This is a genomic window from Cyclobacterium lianum, from assembly GCF_900143075.1.
Classification (GTDB): domain Bacteria; phylum Bacteroidota; class Bacteroidia; order Cytophagales; family Cyclobacteriaceae; genus Cyclobacterium; species Cyclobacterium lianum.
In genome coordinates, this window is record NZ_FRCY01000010.1 from 132,724 (window position 1) to 154,277 (window position 21,554).

The window sequence follows — 21,554 nt, forward strand, 5'->3', positions numbered from 1 at the left end:
CTTAACAAGAAATAAGCTACTTGGGTTTTCAGTTTTGCAAATACCTTTTCAGGATGCTATGAGACGCGCTATTTCCTCCGCCTGTAAATGGCAATTGAGCCATTCGTTCTCAAAACTAGCTCCGTATTTTTCGTAAAATTTAATTGCCGGTTCATTCCAATCCAGCACCTGCCACATCATACCGGTACAGTTATCTTCCAGGGATTTGGCAAGGACACGCTCAAAAAGCAGTTTACCGGCTCCTTTGCCTCGCTCCTGTTCGGTGATGATATAATCCTCCAGGTAAAGCCGCTTTCCTTTCCAGGTGCTGTACCTGTAATAGTAAATGGCCGTTCCGATGATCTCCTGATCACTGTCCCGGAGAACCACAAAAAATCCGAAGACCGGCTGCGGACCAAAACCGTCGGTTTCCATCAATTCTACGCTATTGGTTACTTCTTGGGGCGCTTTTTCATACAGGGCCAGCTCCCTGATCAGGTTAAATACGGCTGGCAAGTCTGCTTTTTTTCCTTCTCTTACTGTGTACATGATTTGAAATTACTAAAATTGAAGCACTTTAAAAGCAATACAGCCGGTCTGTGTGAAGAAAATAAAAGCGGAATGGTGTGAAAGGATTCTTGCCGGCATGAGTATATTTGAAATCGAACGTTTGATACCCATGTTTTTATCTGTAGACGCAGGAAATTCAAATATCGTATTCGGCTTCAACCAGGACCAGAGTGATTCCTGGGATAAGGTGCTTCGAATTGAGACGACTAAAAAGCTTTCCGTCTTTCAACTGGAAAGGGCATTGGGGATCTTTTTTCTGGAGAATAGGATGGAACCTGAAAACGTGAAGCACATTGGTCTGAGTACAGTAGTTCCGGACTTGAAACCTATCCTGATGCAGTGCTGTATCAATTTCTTTGGTGTTGAGCCTTATTTTATCAATGGGAGCAGCTATGAAAAATTGCGGGTAAAAACTTCCAATCCCGACGAGATCGGAACAGACCTGATGGCCAATATCACCGCTGCCTATGATTGTTTCGGAGACGCCTGTATTGTGGTGGATTTTGGCACAGCGCTTACCTTCAGCATCGTAGATAAAACCGGTAAAGTGATAGGGATCAACATCGTTCCCGGAATAAAAACTGCCATCAATTCATTGTTTACCGATACCGCGAGGTTGCCCAAAGTTAGCCTGGAGATGCCTCCATCGGTATTGGGTAAGGATACAGTGCATGCCATACAGGCAGGAATTTTTTATGGGTATACCGGTCTGGTGAGAGGTATGCTACATGCCATAGAAGCGGAGACCCAAACCAAATTTAAGGTCATAGCGACCGGGGGTTTATCCGCGGTCATGCAACACCTGACCGGTGAATTTGCGATGGTAGATGTAAACCTGACTTTAAAAGGCATCCAACAAATCACCCTGATAAACCGAAAAAAGGGCTGATTTATAAGACATTCACAGGGTCTGGATTTGGAAATTTGATTAGAAAAGTTTAGGTTCAATATTTTCATGTTTCATCTAAAAAACCATTTACCATGAACCCCCAACCGCAACCGTTTGATTATTATCTGGATGTATTGAAAAACAAGTATGCTCAATTTCAGGGCCGGGCAAGAAGAAGTGAATACTGGTATTTTGTGCTATTTAATATTCTGGTAAGTATAGGTCTAGGCATAGTCGGTGCCTTTCTGGGCACCAATTTCCTCAGCATGATCTACAGTCTGGCCGTGTTTGTTCCAGGCATCGCGGTGGCGGTGCGACGGCTGCATGATACGGGTAGGTCCGGCTGGTGGATCCTGATCGGCTTGATCCCTGTATTGGGAGTAATCGTACTTATCGTATTCATGGTGCAGGACAGCCAGCCGGATAACCAGTATGGCCCCAACCCCAAAACGGCGATTTCACAGATATAAAAAAAAGCGGGTCTTATTCAGACTCGCTTTTAATAATTACTTCTATAGGTTCTCCTGAATGATCCAGGAATTTGTACTCCGTCACCGGTAGTGAAGAATCTTTAATCAGACTGATCCATTTATAGTATTTAAAAAACCAATGTACCCTTCTGGAAATGATGCCGTGTGTAAAGTAGGCATAAAGGTATGGGTGCAAGGCTATTTTAATCTTCGATTCGTTTTGGTGTGTGGCAAGATGCTCCAGATCTTTTTCCAATTTGTCTGCTACCAATATGGAGGCCTGAATTTTTCCGGTTCCATTGCAGGAAGGGCAGGTTTCTTTGGTAACGATATTCATTTCGGGTCTTACCCGTTGTCGGGTAATTTGCATCAAGCCAAATTTGGTAAGTGGGAGAACAGTATTTTTGGACCGGTCATCCCTCATGGCATCCTTCATCGCTTCAAATACAGCCCGTTTGTTTTCGGCCTTTTTCATGTCGATAAAGTCAATGACAATGATACCTCCCATATCGCGGAGCCTCAGTTGTCGGGCAATTTCTTTTACAGCCACCAAATTTGTTTTCAGGCCTGTGTTTTCCTGATCACTTTCCTGATTGGATTTATTGCCACTATTGACGTCTATCACATGCAATGCCTCTGTATGTTCAATGATGAGATAGCCACCCTGTGGCAAGCTGACGGCAGATCCAAATAGACTCTTGATCTGCTTTTCAATACCAAAACTTTCAAAGAGCTTGGCTTTTCCGTTGTAAAGCCTAACAATTTTTTCTTTTTCCGGAGCAATGGATCTTATGTAAGATCGCATCTGATCGTAGATTACTTCGTCTTCTACTGTGATTGCGTCGAAAGATTCGTTGAGCAGGTCTCTGATAATCGAAGAGGCCAGGCTCATTTCTCCAATGATTTTGTCTTTTACCTTGGCTTTTTGGAGCTTTTGCATCCCTTCTTCCCATGCCTCCAGGAGGTTTCTGAGATCTTTGTCCAACTCTGTAACCGACTGTCCTTCGGCCACGGTACGGATGATGACCCCAAAATTTACGGGTTTGATGGATGTGATCAGCCTGGATAACCGTCTCCGCTCTTCGGCGCTTCGTATCTTTTTAGATACATTGACCGTGTCAGAGAAGGGTACCAAAACCAGGTATCGACCAGCAAGGGAGAGCTCACAGGATAGTCGCGGGCCTTTGGTTGAAATAGGTTCTTTAACGACCTGGACGAGGACCTGATTGTTTTTCGACAATACCTGCGATATCTTTCCCAGCTTGTCGATTTCAGGCTCGGTTTGGAAACCCTTCAGGTTCAGTTCTTTCCGGTTTTTGTTCCGGATTAACTTTACCAGCTTATTAAGGCTGTTTACCCTTGGGCCCAGGTCCTGATAGTGTAAAAAGGCGTCTTTTTCAAAACCAACGTCAATAAAAGCGGCATTCAGGCCATTGACGATTTTTTTTACAGATCCCAGATAAATATCACCAACTTTGAACTTGTTGTCTTCTTCTTCTGTGTGAAGTTCAATCAAGCTCTTGTTTTTCAACAAGGCGATCCGACTACCATTTTGAGATGAATCAATTAATAATTCCGAACTCAAATTGTGTCTCTGTTAATAAAATAAAAGAACGTTTTAAATGTGTAAAAGAAGCACTATTACTTCTTCTTGTGTCTGTTTTTTCTCAATCTTTTCTTACGCTTGTGCGTAGCAATCTTATGTCGCTTCCTTTTTTTACCGCAAGGCATAATTTTTTGGTTTAAAGTTTAACAATATTTTAAATTATAATCTATCCAGATAATTGTCAATTCCAGAAAGGATCTGCGGGTCATCTGTTTTCTCCTTCAATGACAGGAGCTGTTCCCGTGCCCTTTTTTTCTGGTTGGATTCAAACAGACTTACTCCCAAATAAAACTGGCCCTGAATATTGTCAGGGTGATTGGCAACCAACTGCTCAAACCTTTCCACTGCGCGTTTGTATTGTCCGCTTTGCATGGAAAGTATGCCCATATTGAACAACGCTTCCTCGTTTACCGGATCTTCCTCCAGTATTTCCCTTAGCATGGTGATGCCCTGCATGGGGTTCTGGGAAGACACATAGGTCATGGCAACCTTGGTTTTCAGATCAAGCCTATCAGGCTGGGTATCCAACACCCTGCCCAGATACTGCCGGGTCTTCTCCGCCATCCTTCTGGTCTTACTGTCATCCATCGAAAAGCTGAAAGCCTCATAGTATGCATTTCCGGCTTTTTCCCAGTTGGCCAGTTCAGGTACCTTTTCAGCGATCAGGCTGTAAAAGTAGGCTGCACTGTCTATTTTGCCACCGGCTTCATACACTTTGGCAATGGAATCTGCAAAGATAACAAAATTTTCATTATCAGGTTCCCCTTCCATTTCTGCCATCAGGTTTTCTATTACCTTCAGGTCTTCTTCGCCCAGGGAACTGTTGTGGGAATCTCCTTCCGCACTAAAATCAGATCCCAAATCATTTCCATCCTGGGCGAGTGGCTGCTCTTCGTTGTCTACGACCACCATTGGTAATCTGTAAAGCAGAAAAGTAAGCAGTATGCCGACCAGAACGAATAGGATTTGGGATCTTTTCATAGGATTAAAATTCCAGGCGATTATTCCTGGGGAGCCAATTCTTTAACGTTTTGACTGTTTTTGATTTTTTCCACAAATGATTTTGACGGCTTGAAGGCTGGAACGTAGTGCTCATCAATGACGATGGCGGTGTTTTTGGAGATGTTCCTGGCGATTTTCTTAGCTCTTTTTTTGTTGATAAAACTGCCAAAACCTCTGACATAAATGTTATCCCCTTCCGCCATTGAATCCTTTACAACTTTAAAGAACGCTTCAACGGTTTGTGTAACATCGTCCTTTTGAATTCCTGTCTTCTCTGAAATCTTTGTGATTACCTCTGCTTTAGTCACTGTCTTTAAATTTTATTGTGTAATTCAATTGTGGCTTAACCGCCTATTAACCAAGTAATTTTGGGAGTGCAAATTTACAATAACCATTCCAATTAAAAAATAAAATCAATAAAATTAGCTTCTTTTGTCAAATTAAATCTAATAGACAGCTATTTTATTATTTTGAATTATACGGATTTCACTGAAAAACTTCTTCGTTGGTATGCCGTTCACCGTCGGGATTTACCTTGGAGAGCTACAAGAGACCCATATATCATTTGGTTATCTGAAATCATTTTGCAGCAGACACGGGTGGCTCAGGGTTTGCCATATTTTCGCACTTTCGTGGAAAAATTCCCCACCGTGTCGGATTTGGCAGCAGCGCCTGAACAGGAAATATTAAGGACCTGGCAGGGCCTGGGCTATTATAGCCGGGCACGAAACCTGCATGCATGTGCCAGGGAGATCGTAGACCACTGTGGAGGGAATTTTCCGGACAGTTACCGGAGACTTTTACAGCTCAGGGGAGTCGGACCTTACACTGCCGCTGCTATCGCTTCGTTTTCTTTTCGCGAACCGGTGGCCGTCGTCGACGGCAATGTCTACAGGTTGCTTTCAAGGTATTTTGGCATAGGAACTGATATCGGCTCGACGCCAGGAAAAAAGGAATTTGAAAGGCTGGCCAACCGGATAATTCCATCAGATAAACCCGACCTGTACAATCAGGCCATTATGGAGTTTGGGGCCTTACAATGCCGCCCAAAAAGCCCTGATTGTGACAGTTGTCCGCTGAAAATAAATTGCTTTGCTTGGAACAATGGTATGGTTTCCGATCTGCCTGTTAAGGAGAAGAAGGTTAAAACCAGGACGAGGTATTTTATTTATTACCACATTCGCGTAGGCGGGTTTACCGTAGTTCATCGAAGAGGAGCGAATGACATCTGGCAGGGCCTGACGGATTTCCCGCTGGAAGAATGCCATACGATGGACGATATACTGTCACTCCAGCCCGAAAGCCTGACGATGATGCAGGAGCTTGCACCTCTTGGACCAGTTTTTGGGGGTACTGGCGGAAAACCCCTAAAGCATCTGCTCACCCATCAGAAAATTTTTGCTTCCTTTGTGAAAATTTCCATCGCGCATCATCACAAAGATGCTTTGGAGCTTTGGGCGAAGAGTAAAAATTATGTTCTTGCAGATGAAGAAGAAATGGAGGAGATGGGCAAACCAAAATTGATTCTGAGGTATTTGAATCAAATGAATAATTGATTATATTTCATTGATTTTTAGCTTGATTTTGTATTGAAAATAACCGAAAACTATGGCAGGAGTAAATAAAGTAATATTAATTGGCAATTTGGGCGCAGACCCGGAGGTCAAACACCTGGAAGGAGATAAGGTAGTAGCTAATCTTAGATTGGCCACTACAGAAGCGTATAAAGACCGGAACGGTAACCGGGTAGAAAATACCGAATGGCATGATCTTGAACTATGGGACGGGCAGGCAAAAGTTGCTGAGCAATACCTGAGAAAGGGAAGTCAGATCTATGTGGAAGGAAAAATTAAGTCTGACTCCTGGCAGGATGATCAGGGAAATAACAGGAAAAAAATCAGGATCAGGGTCTTAAGTTTTACCATGCTGGGATCCCGAAATAGCGGTCAGGACGAGGGAATGTCCGGTATGGGCAATTCGCAGAACAGTATGGGCCGCAGCAGCAATAACCCGGTCACCTCAGGTCCAGGTGTTGATAATGAGGAGGATGCATCGGACGATTTACCATTTTGAAAAAGCAGGGTTTCGGCTAAAATGCTTAGCTTTGTAAAAAATAAGACAAGTAATTAATGGACGACCCCTACCCGAGTTTGCTGTTGTTGGCCGACTTACTGGCTGTGTCACCAGTTTACCTGATATCCAATACGATTTTGTTTTTCGTATTGTTGGTTTTATCAGCCTTGGTTTCCGGATCTGAAGTGGCATTTTTTTCTCTGGATCACGAAGATGTAGCTGCCATTCAGGAAGTTTCAGACGAACGATCCAGAAAAGTGATTGCGCTGATTGAAAACCCACAAAAGCTGTTGAGTACCATATTAATCCTCAACAACCTGATCAATATCAGTATCGTGACCCTGACTACATTTTTTACCTGGTCCGTATTTGGCACAGATACCTCAGGTATTGTCATCATCCTCTTTCAAACCATAGGCGTGACCTTTGCAATAGTTTTTATTGGCGAGATCATCCCAAAGGTGTATGCCAATTCTGCCAGGGTTGCATTTTCCAGGCTTACCGGAAGTTTCATTCATTTTTTTTCCATACTACTGAGCCCACTTTCCTATTTGCTGATGGCGATGAGCAATGTGATCGAAAAACGAATAGAAAGGAAAGGTTACTCGCTTTCTGTGGACGAATTGCACCAGGCCCTGGAGATCACCTCGGTGGATACCAGCAATAAGGAAAGAGATATCCTTAAGGGGATAGTTAACTTCGGGACTTTGTCTGTCAAGCAGGTAATGAAATCCCGCATGGATCTGACGGCTGTGGACCTGGAAATGGATTTTCATGAGTTGATGGACAAAATCAATAAAAGCGGATATTCAAGAATTCCGGTATACGAGGACACCATAGACCATATCAAGGGAATACTGTATATCAAGGACCTTTTGGAGCATATCGAAAAGGACGAGCATTTCCGTTGGCAAAGCCTGATCCGAAAGGGATATTTTGTCCCCGAAAACAAAAAGTTGGCAGACCTGTTGAAGAATTTTAAAAACAAGCGGGTGCATATGGCTATTGTAGTAGATGAATACGGAGGTACTTCAGGACTGGTGACACTTGAAGATCTTATTGAGGAAATCATCGGAGATATCAACGATGAGTTTGATGAGGTGGAAGAATACCTCTTTAAAAGACTGGATGAGAGGACGTATTTGTTTGAGGGCAAAATTTCTCTGAACGATTTCTGTAAGAAACTTGATTTGGACATACAACTGTTTGACGAGGTAAAGGGCGAAAGCGAATCCCTGGGAGGGTTATTGCTGGAATTGAATTCCAATTTGCCCAAGAACGGGACAAAGATCAGGTTTGAAAACTTCGAATTTACCATAATGGCGGTGGATACCAGAAAAATCAAAAAGGTTAAAGTGGTGATCGACCAGCCTTTAGACAAGAACATTCCAGATCAGGCAGACTGATACCGCACTGGTAATCGTACTATTGTAAGATAGAATTTAATTTTTGTCGGAGAGGTTTATTTTTCTGAATTTTTTTTTGTAGATTTAAAATTACGTAAATTCAACGTGAAGGGACAAAGTAGAGGGATGTCTTCCTTAAAAGTGGTTCAAATTTAAACCAAAAAATTCAATAATTACACAGAAAAAGCTTACACAGCTTAAAATCTAAAGATAAACTCTTATTCCCGTAATCATAATTTTTTATTTAGTTATCAACTATTATTTCATTTTTGTATTACCTTTATTGTCTTGAATTTAAAAAATGAAAAATTTATTATGAATTTTTCAAACAGAATTCAGTACCAATTACAAATAAATAAAACAGAATGAATCAAGGATTATATCGTTCACAATTTGAACATGATGCCTGCGGAATTGGCGCTGTGGTAAATGTGAAAGGCCAGAAAAGTCATGAGACGATAAGCGATGCCCTGCTGATGCTGAGCAATATGGAGCACAGGGGAGGAAGAGGAAGTGATCCCAAGACCGGTGATGGAGCGGGCGTATTGATCCAGCTTCCGCATAGCTTTTTGAAAGAAGTCACGTTAAGGCTGGGTTTTGAATTGCCTGAGGAAGGAAGTTATGGGGTAGGCATGGTATTTTTCCCCAGAAACAAACAACTATATAAAAAAAGTAAAGCGAGTTTAAATACAATTATCAAGGAGCTGGGATTCGAACTCCTCGGATACCGGGCAGTGCCGACAGATGAGACCATTCCGGGATCAGGAGCACTGGAAGTGATGCCCAATATCGAGCAGGTGTTTGTGCGTCACAACGATAAGCTCTCGGGCCTTGACCTGGAGCGAAAGCTGTATGTGTTGCGAAACTACGCCACCAGGATCATCAATTCCACCATACCCGGTGTAAACGATGCTTTTTACTTTGCCAGTTTCAGCAGCCAGACGGTCATCTACAAAGGCCAGTTGCGAACCGATCAGGTGCTGACATTTTACAAGGACCTGCAAAACAACAAACTGACCTCTGCCATTGCATTGGTCCATTCGCGGTTTTCAACCAATACTTTCCCCAACTGGCGCCTTGCCCAGCCTTTCAGGTTTCTGTCACACAATGGTGAAATCAATACCATCAGGGGCAACCTGAATAAAATGAGGTCAAAAGAGACACTGATGAAAAGTGATCTCTTTACCGATGAAGAACTGCAGATGCTGATGCCGATCACCAATGCAAAGCATTCGGATTCTGCTAACCTGGATGCCATGGTAGAGCTGCTGACTTTGAGTGGCAGAAGCCTCCCGCATGTGATGATGATGTTGGTTCCGGAAGCTTGGCAGGACAACAAAACCATGGGGAAAAAGAAAAAAGCTTTCTACAAATTTCACGCCTCTCTGGTAGAGCCATGGGACGGGCCTGCGGCATTGCTTTTTACCGATGGCAAGTCTCTGGGAGCCACTCTGGATCGGAACGGGCTTCGACCGTTGAGGTATTTTGTGACTTCAGACGATCGGTTGATTCTCTCCTCTGAGGCGGGAGCCTTACCTATTCGGGATGCTACCATTGTAGAGAAAGGTCGTATCAGCCCGGGCAGAATGTTGCTTGCCGATTTGGCAAAAGGAAAAGTTGCCTTTGATGAGGAGGTAAAAGAGGAGGTATGCAACCGCAAGCCCTATGACTCCTGGATCCGAAAAGAAAGGTTAAAACTGAGGCTCATACCGGCACCGGAGAAGTTGTCCATGCCTTATACCACTGCTGAGATCCGCAAAAGGCAAACCATATTCGGGTACAGCCAGGAAGATCTCAAGGTATTGCTGGCACCAATGGCCGACACTGCCTATGAGCCCATAGGCTCTATGGGTGCGGATACGCCGCTGGCCGTTTTGTCCAAACAGAGCCAGCACATATCCAACTATTTCAAACAGCTTTTTGCTCAGGTAAGTAATCCGCCCATCGACCCCATCCGTGAGAGACTGGTGATGTCCCTGTTTACCAGGATTGGCGAAAGCTACAACATTCTGGATGAAACCCCGACCCATACCCGGCAGATCCACATATCCCAACCGGTGCTCCTCAATGAGGATTTGGAAAAATTACGGAATCTGGAGAATAAGGGATATCGGTCGAAGACGCTGCATGCGCATTTTGTGGCCGACCACCAGCCTGGCAGGCTGCTGGAAGCGCTCAACCAATTGTGCCAGGAAGCTGAAAATGCCATCAAGGAGGGTAAAAATATCCTCATCATCTCGGATCGAAATTGCCAGTCCACGACTGCTCCGATTCCATCACTGCTGGCAGTAGGAGCAGTGCATCACCATCTGGTCAATCAAAAAATTCGTACCAAAGCAGGTATAGTGGTTGAAGCGGGTGACATTCGTGAAACCCATCATTTTGCCACCGTGATCGGCTATGGTGCCAGTGCCATTAACCCCTACCTGGCGCTGGAGTCACTGCTCTATCTCAATGAAAATGAGATGCTGACCAAAAAGATCCCGCAGAAAAAATTATTTGAAAATTATAAGGAGGCGATAGGAAAAGGACTGCTGAAAGTGCTTTCCAAAATGGGTATCAGCACCCTGCAATCCTATCAAAGCGCACAGATATTTGAGGCCATTGGTCTTGGTCCCGAAGTTATAGAAAGGTGCTTTAAGGGCACAGTAAGCCGCATCAGTGGGGTATCCTTTGATGAGTTGGCCGATGAGGTATTGGTCAGGCATCATGCTGCCTATGAGACAGAGAGTCCCCTCTTGGAAGCAGGCGGTATCTATCAGTGGAAAAGAAGAGGTGAAAAACACCTGTTTAATCCGGAAACCATACACCTGCTGCAGAAATCTACCCGTTTGGGAGATTTTGAGCTGTACAAGAAGTTTGCCCAAAAGATCAACGATCAGACCAAGGATGCCTTGACCCTGAGAGGTCTGCTGGAATTTAAGAAAAGGATTTCTATCCCACTGGAAGAGGTAGAGCCAGCGGAAGAGATCATGAAGCGATTTGCCACTGGTGCCATGTCCTTTGGCTCCATTTCTCACGAAGCCCATTCCACTCTGGCCATTGCCATGAACCGCATAGGCGCCAAGAGCAACAGTGGGGAAGGCGGAGAAGATGAAATCAGGTTTGAAAAGAAACCCAATGGAGACTGGGAGAGATCGGCTATCAAACAGGTAGCTTCGGGCAGATTTGGCGTGACAAGTAACTACCTCACCAATGCTGCCGAATTGCAGATCAAAATGGCTCAGGGTGCCAAGCCCGGTGAAGGAGGGCAGCTACCAGGCCATAAAGTAGATGAATGGATCGGAAGAGTAAGGCACTCCACCCCCGGAGTGGGTTTGATATCTCCTCCTCCTCATCACGATATCTATTCCATAGAAGATCTCGCACAACTTATTTACGATCTTAAAAATGCGAATAGAAAAGCAAGAATCAATGTAAAGCTGGTTTCCCAGGCAGGAGTTGGTACAGTAGCCGCAGGTGTTGCAAAAGCCCAATCAGACGTGATCCTTATTTCTGGTGCAGATGGCGGTACCGGAGCATCACCCCTGAGTTCTATCCGGCATGCAGGCCTTCCATGGGAGCTGGGCCTTTCTGAAGCCCATCAAACCCTGGTGAAGAATAACCTGAGAAGCAGGGTGACCTTGCAAACTGACGGACAATTGAGAACCGGAAGAGACCTGGCTATCGCTGCACTATTGGGTGCAGAAGAATGGGGCATCTCCACAGGAGCCCTGGTAGTAGAGGGCTGCATCATGATGAGAAAGTGTCACCTCAATACCTGTCCGGTTGGGATTGCTACGCAGAACCCTGAACTCCGCAAATTATTTACGGGAGATCCGGACCATGTAGTCAACTATTTCCGGTTTTTGGCAGAAGACCTGAGGGAAATCATGGCTTCTCTTGGTTTCCGTACCGTGAATGAAATGGTAGGACAGAGCGATGTACTTAAAGCTGCAAATGGCCAGATGAACCATTGGAAATGGGACAAGCTTGATCTGAGTCCTATTTTCCATAAAGTGGAAGTCCCCGACCATGTAGGTATCTACAAACAAATCGATCAGGACTTCAGGTTGAAGAAAGTGTTGGACAGAAAGCTGATACAGGCTGCTACTCCCGCACTGGAGCAGGCCAATCCTGTGAGGGGAAGTTTTGAAATCAAAAATGTAGACAGAACTGTGGGTGCCATGCTCTCCAATGAAGTTTCGAAATTCTTTGGAAGCCCGGGACTGCCGGACAATACCATCCACTTCAAATTTAAAGGATCTGCCGGGCAGACCTTCGGCGGTTTTCTAGCCAAAGGGATCACATTTGAATTGGAAGGCGAGGCAAACGATTACTTTGGTAAAGGATTGTCGGGAGGAAGGCTTGTTATTTTCCCGAACAGGAACGCCAATTTCGTAGCAGAGGACAATATTATCATAGGAAATGTGGCTTTTTATGGTGCTACTTCCGGGAAGGCCTTTATTAAAGGGAAAGCCGGTGAGCGCTTTTGCGTACGGAACTCAGGCGTTGAGGCGGTAGTTGAGGGTATAGGAGATCATGGATGTGAATACATGACGGGTGGTCTGGCGGTCATCCTCGGCGAGATCGGCAGAAACTTCGCAGCAGGTATGAGTGGTGGAATAGCCTATATTTTCAAGGAAAATCTGGGAAATATCAACAAAGAAATGGTAGATATTGATCCACTGAACGAGGATGATTTCGCTACCATTAAAGGCTCGCTGCAAGACCACGTAAACTTTACTTCTAGTAATATTGGAAACAGAATTTTGGAAGATTGGGAAGACAGCAAGGAAAGATTTGTGAAGGTCATTCCAAGAGATTACAAAGAGGTATTGAGAAAGAGAGCATTGGAAAATTCAAAAACATTAGTATAATATGGCGGATAAGGAAGGTTTCTTAAAATATAAAAGACAGCTGGAAAGCTCACGATCCCCGAAAGAGAGGAAGAAGGATTACAAGGAGATATACAAACCACTAGATCCTAAGGTGTTAAATCAACAGGCGGCACGTTGTATGGATTGCGGTATCCCTTTTTGCCACAATGGATGTCCCCTGGGCAATGTGATACCGGATTTTAACGATGCAGTTTACCACAAAGAATGGGAACTGGCCTATCAGATCCTGAGGGGAACCAATAATTTCCCGGAGTTTACCGGCCGCATTTGTCCCGCTCCCTGCGAGGCCAGCTGTGTACTAGGGATCAACAAAGACCCTGTAGCCATAGAGCTGATCGAAAAGAGCATCGCAGAAAAAGCCTTTGAACTGGATCTGGTTAAACCAAAGGTCCCTGCACACAGGACAGGAAAGAAGGTAGCGGTGATCGGTTCCGGGCCTGCAGGCCTTGCAGCAGCCGATCAGTTGAATCAGGCAGGCCACGAGGTGACTGTCTTTGAAAAAGACAAGGAAGTTGGCGGTTTGCTGAGGTACGGTATTCCTGATTTTAAGTTAGAAAAATGGGTGATTGACCGTAGGGTAGACGTGATGAATGAAGAAGGGGTAATCTTCAGCAAGGACACTGAAGTAGGATTCAACATCAAGGCCGAGAATATCCTGCAAAATTACGATGCCGTAGTGCTTTCTACAGGAGCCCAGCACCCCAGAGATCTGAAAATCAACAATAGGGATGCAACCGGTGTACACTTTGCCATGGAGTTTCTGGGCCGCCAGAACCAGGTAATTGCCGGTGAATTGGAGGAAAATCCGATCAGCGCCAAAGGCAAGCATGTCATCGTGATCGGCGGAGGTGATACGGGAAGTGATTGTATCGGTACCTCCAACAGGCATGGAGCTGCTTCTGTGACCCAACTGGAACTGTTGCCCAAACCGCCGCAGGCCAGAACGACACTTAATCCCTGGCCGGAATGGCCCATGACACTGAGGACATCCAGTTCTCATGAGGAAGGAGCTGATAGGGTATGGTCGGTGCTCACCAAGGAGTTTACCAAAGATAAAGATGGAAAGGTCACTGGCCTCACAGTAGTAGAGATAGAGTGGAAGGAAGAAAATGGCAGGATGCAGTTCTTCGAAGTAGAAGGAACCGAGAAAACACTGCCTTGTGACCTGGCCCTTCTGGCCATAGGCTACCTGGGGCCAAAGGCAGGCCTGTTGGAAGCATTTAACGTAGACCTGCTGGAAAATGGACTTCCGAAATCGAAAAATTATCAAAGTTCTGTTTCCAAGGTTTTCCTGGCAGGAGATATGCGCCGGGGCCAATCTTTGGTGGTTTGGGCCATTGCAGAAGGAAGGGAATGTGCTGTAGAAGTCGATAAATTCCTAAGTGGGGGTAAATCCTCCCTCGCCAGAAGGGATCAATCTTTCTATTCCTATGAGGAAAGTGAAGCTAGTATTTAAGCAATACTCAGCAAAGCATTGAGTTACAAGTACAGGGTATCTTCAAAAATTGTTTGTTTGGAGATACCTTTTTTTTTATTGATAACACAGCAATCCGATAAGCCCGACCTAATTTGTACTTCCTCAAAAAACGCATGACCTGCCTGCCGAAATAAGCTTTAAATGGGGTTTTCGAGGGAAATTCACTGGTATCCCCCGCTGCTGCCAACGGGTTCAGGGTGCATGTTTGGTAAAGGTGCTGCGTCACTTTATTTAGCGCCTCCTCCACAGCGTAACATATTCTTTCAGACAGAGATTCTCATACCCCCTTTAGCCCCTGCTCCTGCAATTCACCGAAAAGCGGCCATCCTGATTTGGTAATAAGCAAAAAGCTTTTTTCAGGTCCGAGGCACCTGGTCAGTAGGTTGGTGAAACAATTTTTTCAGATATTTCCTTATTCGTCATTAATACTTCCTCATGCGTCACTGTTTTTTGCTGAATTTCATTAGTTTTGCTCCCGTAAAATTAAGTTTCATTAGATTTAATCTAAATAATATACAGACGGATATCAATTGAAATGCGGGTGACTTGTCTATTCCGGGGAAGAGATAAATTGAAGAATTTCCCGGTCACCAACTCATCGATTGCGTCCTGGCAACTGATATTCGGAGCTTGTAGGTCCGCTATGTGCCATTGAATTCAATATTTAATACTTTAACCATGAGAAAAGCTAAGAATAGGGGAACCTGGGCAAAAACCAGAAAATTTCTTAACGATATCCACCTTTGGGCTGGTCTGATCAGCGGACTGGTACTACTTGTCGTATGCCTGACCGGAACTATTTACGTATATAACACCGAAATAAGGGAGTTAGCTGCCTCTCATTTGTATCGTGTAGAAGTGCCTGATGGAAAGAGCCGGTTGACTGTGGAAACACTTTTTAAAGAGGGAGCGGAATTTGTTGAGGGGAAAATAACCGGTGTGAAAATACCTTTTGAAGCAGACCGCAGTTTTCAGGTAAACGCCCGAAAAGAAGGTGACCGAAGCCGGTTTGGGACGACCTATTTTTTTAATCCCTACACAGGAGCCTATTTAGGCAACAGCAAGGAGCCCAATTCGGCCGCGGAATTTATGGGCTACCTCTTTAGTCTGCATCGCTGGCTGCTACTCGATAAAATTGAGGAGCCATTGATTGGTAACCTTGAGAATCGGACGCTGGGAAGCTATATTACGGGGACGGCGACGATATTGTTTACCATTGGAGTGTTGACAGGGCTGGTCATTTGGATACCGAAAAAAGCCCGTTACTGGCGGCAGGGCCTGAAGATAAAATTCACCAGCAATTGGAAACGGATCAACCATGACCTGCACAATACGCTGGCATTCTATTCCGCCATTGTCCTTTTTATTATGGGAGTTACCGGTCCTTTCTGGTCCTTTCCATGGTACCGCGAGGGTTTGCAGAGAAGCCTGGGAACCTATCAGGAGCGATCGGAAGGCGGTCCCGGAAGAGGCGGGGCAAAAAGTGAAATCCAGGAAGCCTCAGGAGAAGTGGAGCTGTTTCCCATTGCTCAATATTTGAAAATAGTCGACCGTGAGTTGGCCTACGATGGTGAGTATTCGATAAATTTACCTCAGAACGGTGGCCGCGAAATCTCGGTTTCAAAAAAGAAGGCCGGCTTCTTTGCACCAGCGGCTTCTGACCGGATAGTACTCGATGCAGTCACCGGCGAGGTAAAAGAACTGGCAATTTTTAGGGATCAGCCTTTCAATCAGCGGGTGGCGCGATCCATTAAAGCCCTGCACATTGGTGATGTATATGGTTCGTTTAGCAAGCTACTTTATTTCATTTCCTGTCTTATCGCCACCAGCCTGCCTATTACCGGTACTCTTATTTGGATTAACAAAATGAAAAAACCAAAACAAAGAAAGAAGAAGGAAAAAAAGATGGCTGCTGCGGCCATTTAAGCTTCCATAGCTGGGGAAGAAGGGTAGTTATTTTTTCCCGGATAGCAGCAAGGGCGGTGTCCCGGTGTGTAAAAAAGCCGGCGTACCTCTCCGCTGTCCCGATGGAGGCGCAGAAATTTTTTTGAGATTTTGTCCTTTCTCAATGCGGGAATTTTCAATATCCTGATTCTATCGCTTTATTTTCGCTGGCAGATAGCCTGAAAATAGCATGTTCGCGCGAGAGTATTCGCGGTGCGGTGGTTTTTGGATTTGACCAGTCCTTTAGCGCAAAAACCCCCAAAAATGCTTACCTATCTTCAAAACGGGTCCTGAGCTTACCAGGTAAATAACCCATAGTTCTCTTAAAGGCGGCAGTAAAGTGCTGCGGATTGGAATAACCAACTTCATACGCTGCCTGTGTTATTGATATTCCATCCTCAACAATCATTTTTCTAGCTTCCTCCATTCTTAATCCGGTAATATACTTAAAAATGGTAGATCCGTAAATTTTTTTGAAATCCCGTTTAAGTTTGGTAGCATTGAATCCAGCAATTGCCGCTAATTCTATAATGTTAAGTGAATGCTTCAGGTTTTTTCTGATATATCCCTCTAGCTTCACTAGGGTTAGATAATCTTCCTCCGGAATCCTAACATCTGATTTTTGACCACCAGGGATCTGTTTTGCCAATAGGAAATCAATCAGCAATGCCGTTAGTTTACTTTCCAGGTACCTTTTCCGCACTTCGCCTGTGTAAGGGCAGGATATGATTTCATTGATTTTATTGATCAAAGGCGGAGGTATAGGTCTACTTTTCTCCCAGAGAACAAATGGTTTTGATAAAGAGATCGAGCCATACAATTTAACAAACGCCTCTTTGAATTCAGGGTACAACGTGTGCCGTTCATAATCAGGAGCAACATATATCTCAAGAAATTTAGTTTTCTTATCAGTAAACACCTCCGTTCCCGCAGGTTTGGGTAGATAATACATGTTGCAATGCCCATCAGGAATATAAATTGAAGCTTCATTCGCTTGTTGCGATTCATAAGTATATGTCCCTTCCAGTGAAAAGTGAAATTTTAAAAGGGGACAATCACCTGATACTCCCATTTCGAACCTTTCTGAGGCAGCGGAGACTTCATTGGAAAATGTGGAACCTGATACCAGCACTTTGCCTTCCTTCTGTTGTATTTCGACAATACCAAATTGAACGGAATTTTCAATAAATGAATCCCGGAAAAACGTGTCAATGCTGATGTTCCTGCTTAGGTAGGAAATGTTATCCTGATTTTCAAGTCTCCAATCCATTGCTTCCTTTTGCGTATATAAAAGTTCTTTTTGCGTCTTCGCTGAACAAATTCTTCAACTACCTTTGCAAATATATTTATTTAGACTTAATCTTAATAATCGAGAGGCAATTTTAATAAAAATGAAAGCGATTTTTACCGCCTTATTACTGCTGGTTTTATTGCCCGCCAATGCTCAGGAAGCATTCGGCACCCTATCTGGTACAGTAAAAATTGCTTCAGGAGAGGCTTTGCCCTATGCCACGGTTTTCATTGAAGACATAGACCGTGGTGTACTGACAGATGAACTCGGATCCTTTTCCTTCAGTAATGTGCCCTTAGGAAAGCATCGCCTTGTCGTTTCACATATAGGTTTTGAGCCTGATTTTAAATCCATTGAAATCCATAGTGGCTCCATAAAGGCCGAGATCGGCTTTACCCTGGAGGAATCCGAAGATACCCTCAATGAAGTAATTGTCAGAGGCAAGACAAGTGCGACTGAACTGGAGACAGAGGGCTTTGCCGTAAATGTTATAGATACGAAGCAAGCAAGTCTGCGAAACATTCAAACGAATGAATTATTAAATACGACGGTAGGAGTTAAAATTCGCCAGAATGGTGGTTTAGGTGCTGATGTAAATTACATGCTAAATGGATTGTCGGGAAGTGCTGTACGAATTTTTATTGACGGAATCCCCATATCAGCCTATGGCAACTCATTTAACTTGAACAGTATTCCTCCCGCTATGATCAAGCAAATTGAGGTGTACAAAGGGGTAGTACCTGGTCATTTGGCAGATGATGCCCTGGGAGGGGCCATTAATATTGTGCTTCAAAATGCTACCCAATCAAATGTTAATGCTTCAGTTTCCTACGGGTCGTTTAATACGATGCAATCCAGTGTCAATGGCATGTACCGCTTTAAAAAGTCCGGACTTACAGTTAAGGGCTCCCTTTTTCACAATTACTCTGACAATGATTATAAAGTTTCCGGTAGAAGTATAGTGGTCACGGGCATAGGAGGCGTACAAACGCCTGTTACAGCCAGAAGGTTTAACGATGCCTATAGATCTACCGGGGGTATGGTCCAGATTGGATATACCGATGTGAAATGGGCAGACCGGTTTTTAGTTGGTTTTACAGGTTCCAATGATTATAAAGAAGTTCAGCACGGGGCTTTTATGACCATTATGCCCTATAAAGGCAGGTTTCTCGAATCGGATGCGATGCTGGCGAATCTGGCTTTTCAAAAGAAAGGGCTTTTAACCAAAGGGCTGGATTTAAATGTAACTGGCCTCGCCGGCAAAAGAAACCGAATCGTAAGCGATACCCAGCCCTGGGCCTATAACTGGAATGGGGAAAGAGCGATTGACTTTAGGGGCAATGAATACATGTATTCATGGAAGTCCCAACAGGAAGGCGGCCCAACTTTGGCTAAAATCAACAGAAACGTAGCCTCCATCAGGACAGGATTATCTTATTCCATCAACAATCATCACAAAGTATTGCTCAATCACGTTTATAGCGGAATAGATAGAGTTGATACAGACGAGCTCAGGTCCTTACTGGAGAATTCATTTCGAGGGACGAGGGATTTACAAAAAAACATTGTTTCTGCAACCTATGAACTAACCGGTCTGGATGATAAACTCAGGGCCAATGTCTTTGGAAAATACTACCAACAGCTGACGGTAAATACAGATCCTGAAATCAATGAAGCAAGCAATGAAATCGAAGATGATATTACCAGCGCAAATATTAAAAATGAAGGCTATGGAGCTACTGTTTCCTATGCAGTATTCCCTACGCTGACAGTTTTAGCTTCTGCGGAAAAGGCTATCAGATTGCCCAATGAGAGTGAAGTCTTCGGTAACGATGGGGATAATGTGGTAGCAAATCCAGGCATCAGGCCAGAACTTAGCAACAACTACAACCTGGGGTTTCGTTTGGGAACAATCAGCCTGCACCAGCATGATTTTACAATTTCTACCAATCTTTTCACGCGAAATATCAGGGACAGAATTGGATTACCTATTGAAACTTCATTGAATATTAACGATGAAACCATCCTGTATGAGAACCAGGGGAATGGCACATCCCAAGGATTTGATGCCCAATTGGACTACATCAACAACAACAATTTTGGACTCAATTTTAATATCTCGCGTTTTGATTTGAAAGTTGTAAACCGGGGTGTCGAAATAGACGTGCCGAATACTCCTTTCTTCACAATGAATGGTGGCCTACGCTATTCCTTTAAAGGGTTAATTCAAAAAAATTCGCAATTAAACCTTTTTTATAGCATGTACTTTACGGACGAGTTTTCATATCTGGTGCCTCAAGGATCAAATACGGTGGGCGATGAGTTTTTTTCCGTTCCCCAACAAGTCGCTCAGGATTTAGGGCTTAGTTACGTCTTCCCCGCTAATAAATTGGTATTGAGTTTTGACATCAAAAATCTATTTGATGAACGCTTATTTGACAACATGTCTGTACAGAAACCAGGAAGGGCCTTTTACCTGAAATTAAACTATAGTATCAATGACTACTAAACTATTAAATAAATTTTCAATGAAACGAAGCATTATTAATTTTAAATCATTCACGACTATATTATTGACCGGCGGGCTATTGCTTGCCTGTACCGAAGATCCTGTTCCAGATCCTGTTCCAGATCCAGATCCTGACGCAGAAAACAGATGGATCACGGTAGCTGCAGCCAGAATGGGAAGCAACCCTGGTGATGGAAATGGTGGTACTTTGATTTATTCGATTAGCAGCGAAGAAGCAAAAAATCCGATGGTGTCCATAGCACCTTTTGATAATGGTTTTATCGTGCCCTCAAACCGTACTGCCAGATTGCAATCTTCAGAGGACGGGAATACCATATTCAATATTAGCTATGCAGGAGATACTGGCGGGAACTATACGAAGTATTCAGTGGAAGGAGGACAAAATTTCACACCAATAGGTACGGAGGTTAGCATTGCGCCATACGTAGGTTCTGCTCCCAGATGGATAAAACTGTTTGACGGAGACCAAACCGGATCAGCTGTATATGTAGACACCGAACACCAATTTGATGACAACAGCACTCCCGAAGATGCATCAGACGATACCTATATCCGAACTGAGGCAACCATGGGGGTAGTGACATTGGATTTGGAGAATTCCCTGATAAAAGAATTTCAGGAAAGTTCGCTGGCCCTTAGTGAGGAGGAGGAAGCGAACGGATACTATATTTCAAGAATTGATATGCCGACGTTAAATTCGGCTGGAGATAAATTATACATCGGAGCACGTTTGAGTAAGATTGACCCAGCTACAGGCGAATCTGATAATGATGGGGAAGTTTTGGGCGCTAAGACCATTGTATTAGACTACCCCTCATTATTAAATCCGACAGTAATCACGTCTTCCGTAGGACGGGGCAATACTAATGGTTATCGGAGTATCAATGCTTTTGAATATGACGGAAGTGTTTATCAGGCAAACCAGGGAGACCCGCAGGGTTCCCACATCTTGAAAATTGATGCGAACAACCAATATGATGATTCTTATGTGTTTAATTTGGACGATGCCCTGGGGATAGAGGATGCTTACATTTTAGCCTGGAGGCCTGCTGAAAATGGAAAAGCCGTGGTTGCCTACAGAGATGCTGGTTCTGAAGAAGGAGTGGCGGGAGCTCAGGGTTATTTTGCTTTGGTAGATCTAAACGAACGGACCGCTATTAAGATTGATAATATTCCTTACGAAGCAGATTTTTACCTTTTTCAGTACCAAGGGTTTGTGGTGGATGGAACGGATATTTATCTTACACAAGCTCCTGTCGGGAAAAACGGAAACATCTATATTGTAGATACTGAAACGGGTGATGTTACCAAGGGAGCTGAGCTGATAAACACGGAAGGCAGCCATTTTATCGGCGTTTTTTAGTCTCTAGAGAACATTCCCAAAAATTGTCAGAGATTGTCGATAGAAGAAATCGGTGATAGGCGCATGGAATCGGC

Annotated in this window: 15 protein-coding genes; 10 read left to right on the forward strand and 5 right to left on the reverse strand. The window is 44.1% G+C overall.

The features are described from left to right. Positions 1–48: 48 nt before the first annotated feature. On the reverse strand, positions 49–528 hold the full coding sequence (locus BUB19_RS16190) for a GNAT family N-acetyltransferase (RefSeq protein ID WP_073095645.1): 480 nt from the start codon (positions 526–528) through the stop codon (positions 49–51). A 52-nt stretch (positions 529–580) separates the two neighbouring features. On the opposite strand from BUB19_RS16190, the gene BUB19_RS16195 reads away from it, so the two are divergent. Both BUB19_RS16195 and BUB19_RS16200 read left to right on the forward strand, forming a co-directional pair. Continuing rightward, positions 581–1,438 carry a type III pantothenate kinase gene (locus tag BUB19_RS16195; protein ID WP_317041595.1) on the forward strand — a complete coding sequence of 286 codons (858 nt, stop codon included), beginning with the start codon at positions 581–583 and terminating at the stop codon, positions 1,436–1,438. Positions 1,439–1,530: 92 nt separating this feature from the next. Then, a complete protein-coding gene (locus BUB19_RS16200; protein WP_073095647.1) occupies positions 1,531–1,908 on the forward strand; it encodes a DUF805 domain-containing protein in 378 nt (125 codons plus the stop codon). 13 nt (positions 1,909–1,921) lie between these two features. On the opposite strand, the gene BUB19_RS16205 is transcribed toward BUB19_RS16200, so the two are convergent. From BUB19_RS16205 to BUB19_RS16215, 3 genes are all read right to left on the reverse strand, one after another. Next, positions 1,922–3,493, reverse strand: a complete 1,572-nt coding sequence (locus BUB19_RS16205) for an Rne/Rng family ribonuclease (RefSeq protein WP_073095649.1) — start codon at positions 3,491–3,493, stop codon at positions 1,922–1,924. A gap of 180 nt (positions 3,494–3,673) precedes the next feature. Continuing rightward, on the reverse strand, positions 3,674–4,495 hold the full coding sequence (locus BUB19_RS16210; RefSeq protein WP_073095651.1) for a tetratricopeptide repeat protein: 822 nt from the start codon (positions 4,493–4,495) through the stop codon (positions 3,674–3,676). A gap of 20 nt (positions 4,496–4,515) precedes the next feature. Continuing rightward, entirely contained in the window at positions 4,516–4,824 is a 309-nt protein-coding gene (locus BUB19_RS16215) for an HU family DNA-binding protein (RefSeq protein WP_073095653.1), read from the reverse strand. Between the two features lie 162 nt (positions 4,825–4,986). Here BUB19_RS16215 and mutY point away from each other — a divergent pair, with 162 nt between their 5' ends. From mutY to BUB19_RS16245, 6 genes are all read left to right on the forward strand, one after another. Then, entirely contained in the window at positions 4,987–6,072 is a 1,086-nt protein-coding gene (gene mutY / locus BUB19_RS16220) for an A/G-specific adenine glycosylase (RefSeq protein ID WP_073095655.1), read from the forward strand. 52 nt (positions 6,073–6,124) lie between these two features. After that, the gene (locus BUB19_RS16225) at positions 6,125–6,589 is read left to right on the forward strand and encodes a single-stranded DNA-binding protein (RefSeq protein ID WP_073095657.1); all 465 of its coding nucleotides are present in this window, start codon (positions 6,125–6,127) and stop codon (positions 6,587–6,589) included. A gap of 56 nt (positions 6,590–6,645) precedes the next feature. Beyond that, positions 6,646–7,995 carry a gliding motility-associated protein GldE gene (gene gldE / locus BUB19_RS16230; protein WP_073095659.1) on the forward strand — a complete coding sequence of 450 codons (1,350 nt, stop codon included), beginning with the start codon at positions 6,646–6,648 and terminating at the stop codon, positions 7,993–7,995. Positions 7,996–8,360: 365 nt separating this feature from the next. Next, on the forward strand, positions 8,361–12,854 hold the full coding sequence (gene gltB / locus BUB19_RS16235) for a glutamate synthase large subunit (RefSeq protein WP_073095661.1): 4,494 nt from the start codon (positions 8,361–8,363) through the stop codon (positions 12,852–12,854). 1 nt (position 12,855) lies between these two features. Then, positions 12,856–14,331 carry a glutamate synthase subunit beta gene (locus tag BUB19_RS16240; protein ID WP_073095664.1) on the forward strand — a complete coding sequence of 492 codons (1,476 nt, stop codon included), beginning with the start codon at positions 12,856–12,858 and terminating at the stop codon, positions 14,329–14,331. A 699-nt stretch (positions 14,332–15,030) separates the two neighbouring features. After that, complete coding sequence (locus BUB19_RS16245) at positions 15,031–16,278, forward strand: PepSY-associated TM helix domain-containing protein (RefSeq protein WP_073095666.1); 1,248 nt, start codon at positions 15,031–15,033, stop codon at positions 16,276–16,278. A gap of 286 nt (positions 16,279–16,564) precedes the next feature. Here the strand turns inward: BUB19_RS16245 and BUB19_RS16250 are convergent, their stop codons facing one another. Then, entirely contained in the window at positions 16,565–17,566 is a 1,002-nt protein-coding gene (locus BUB19_RS16250; RefSeq protein ID WP_073095667.1) for a helix-turn-helix domain-containing protein, read from the reverse strand. Between the two features lie 121 nt (positions 17,567–17,687). Here BUB19_RS16250 and BUB19_RS16255 point away from each other — a divergent pair, with 121 nt between their 5' ends. Beyond that, the gene (locus BUB19_RS16255; protein WP_073095669.1) at positions 17,688–20,096 is read left to right on the forward strand and encodes a TonB-dependent receptor; all 2,409 of its coding nucleotides are present in this window, start codon (positions 17,688–17,690) and stop codon (positions 20,094–20,096) included. A 19-nt stretch (positions 20,097–20,115) separates the two neighbouring features. Continuing rightward, complete coding sequence (locus tag BUB19_RS16260; protein WP_073095671.1) at positions 20,116–21,480, forward strand: hypothetical protein; 1,365 nt, start codon at positions 20,116–20,118, stop codon at positions 21,478–21,480. Positions 21,481–21,554 lie beyond the last annotated feature (74 nt).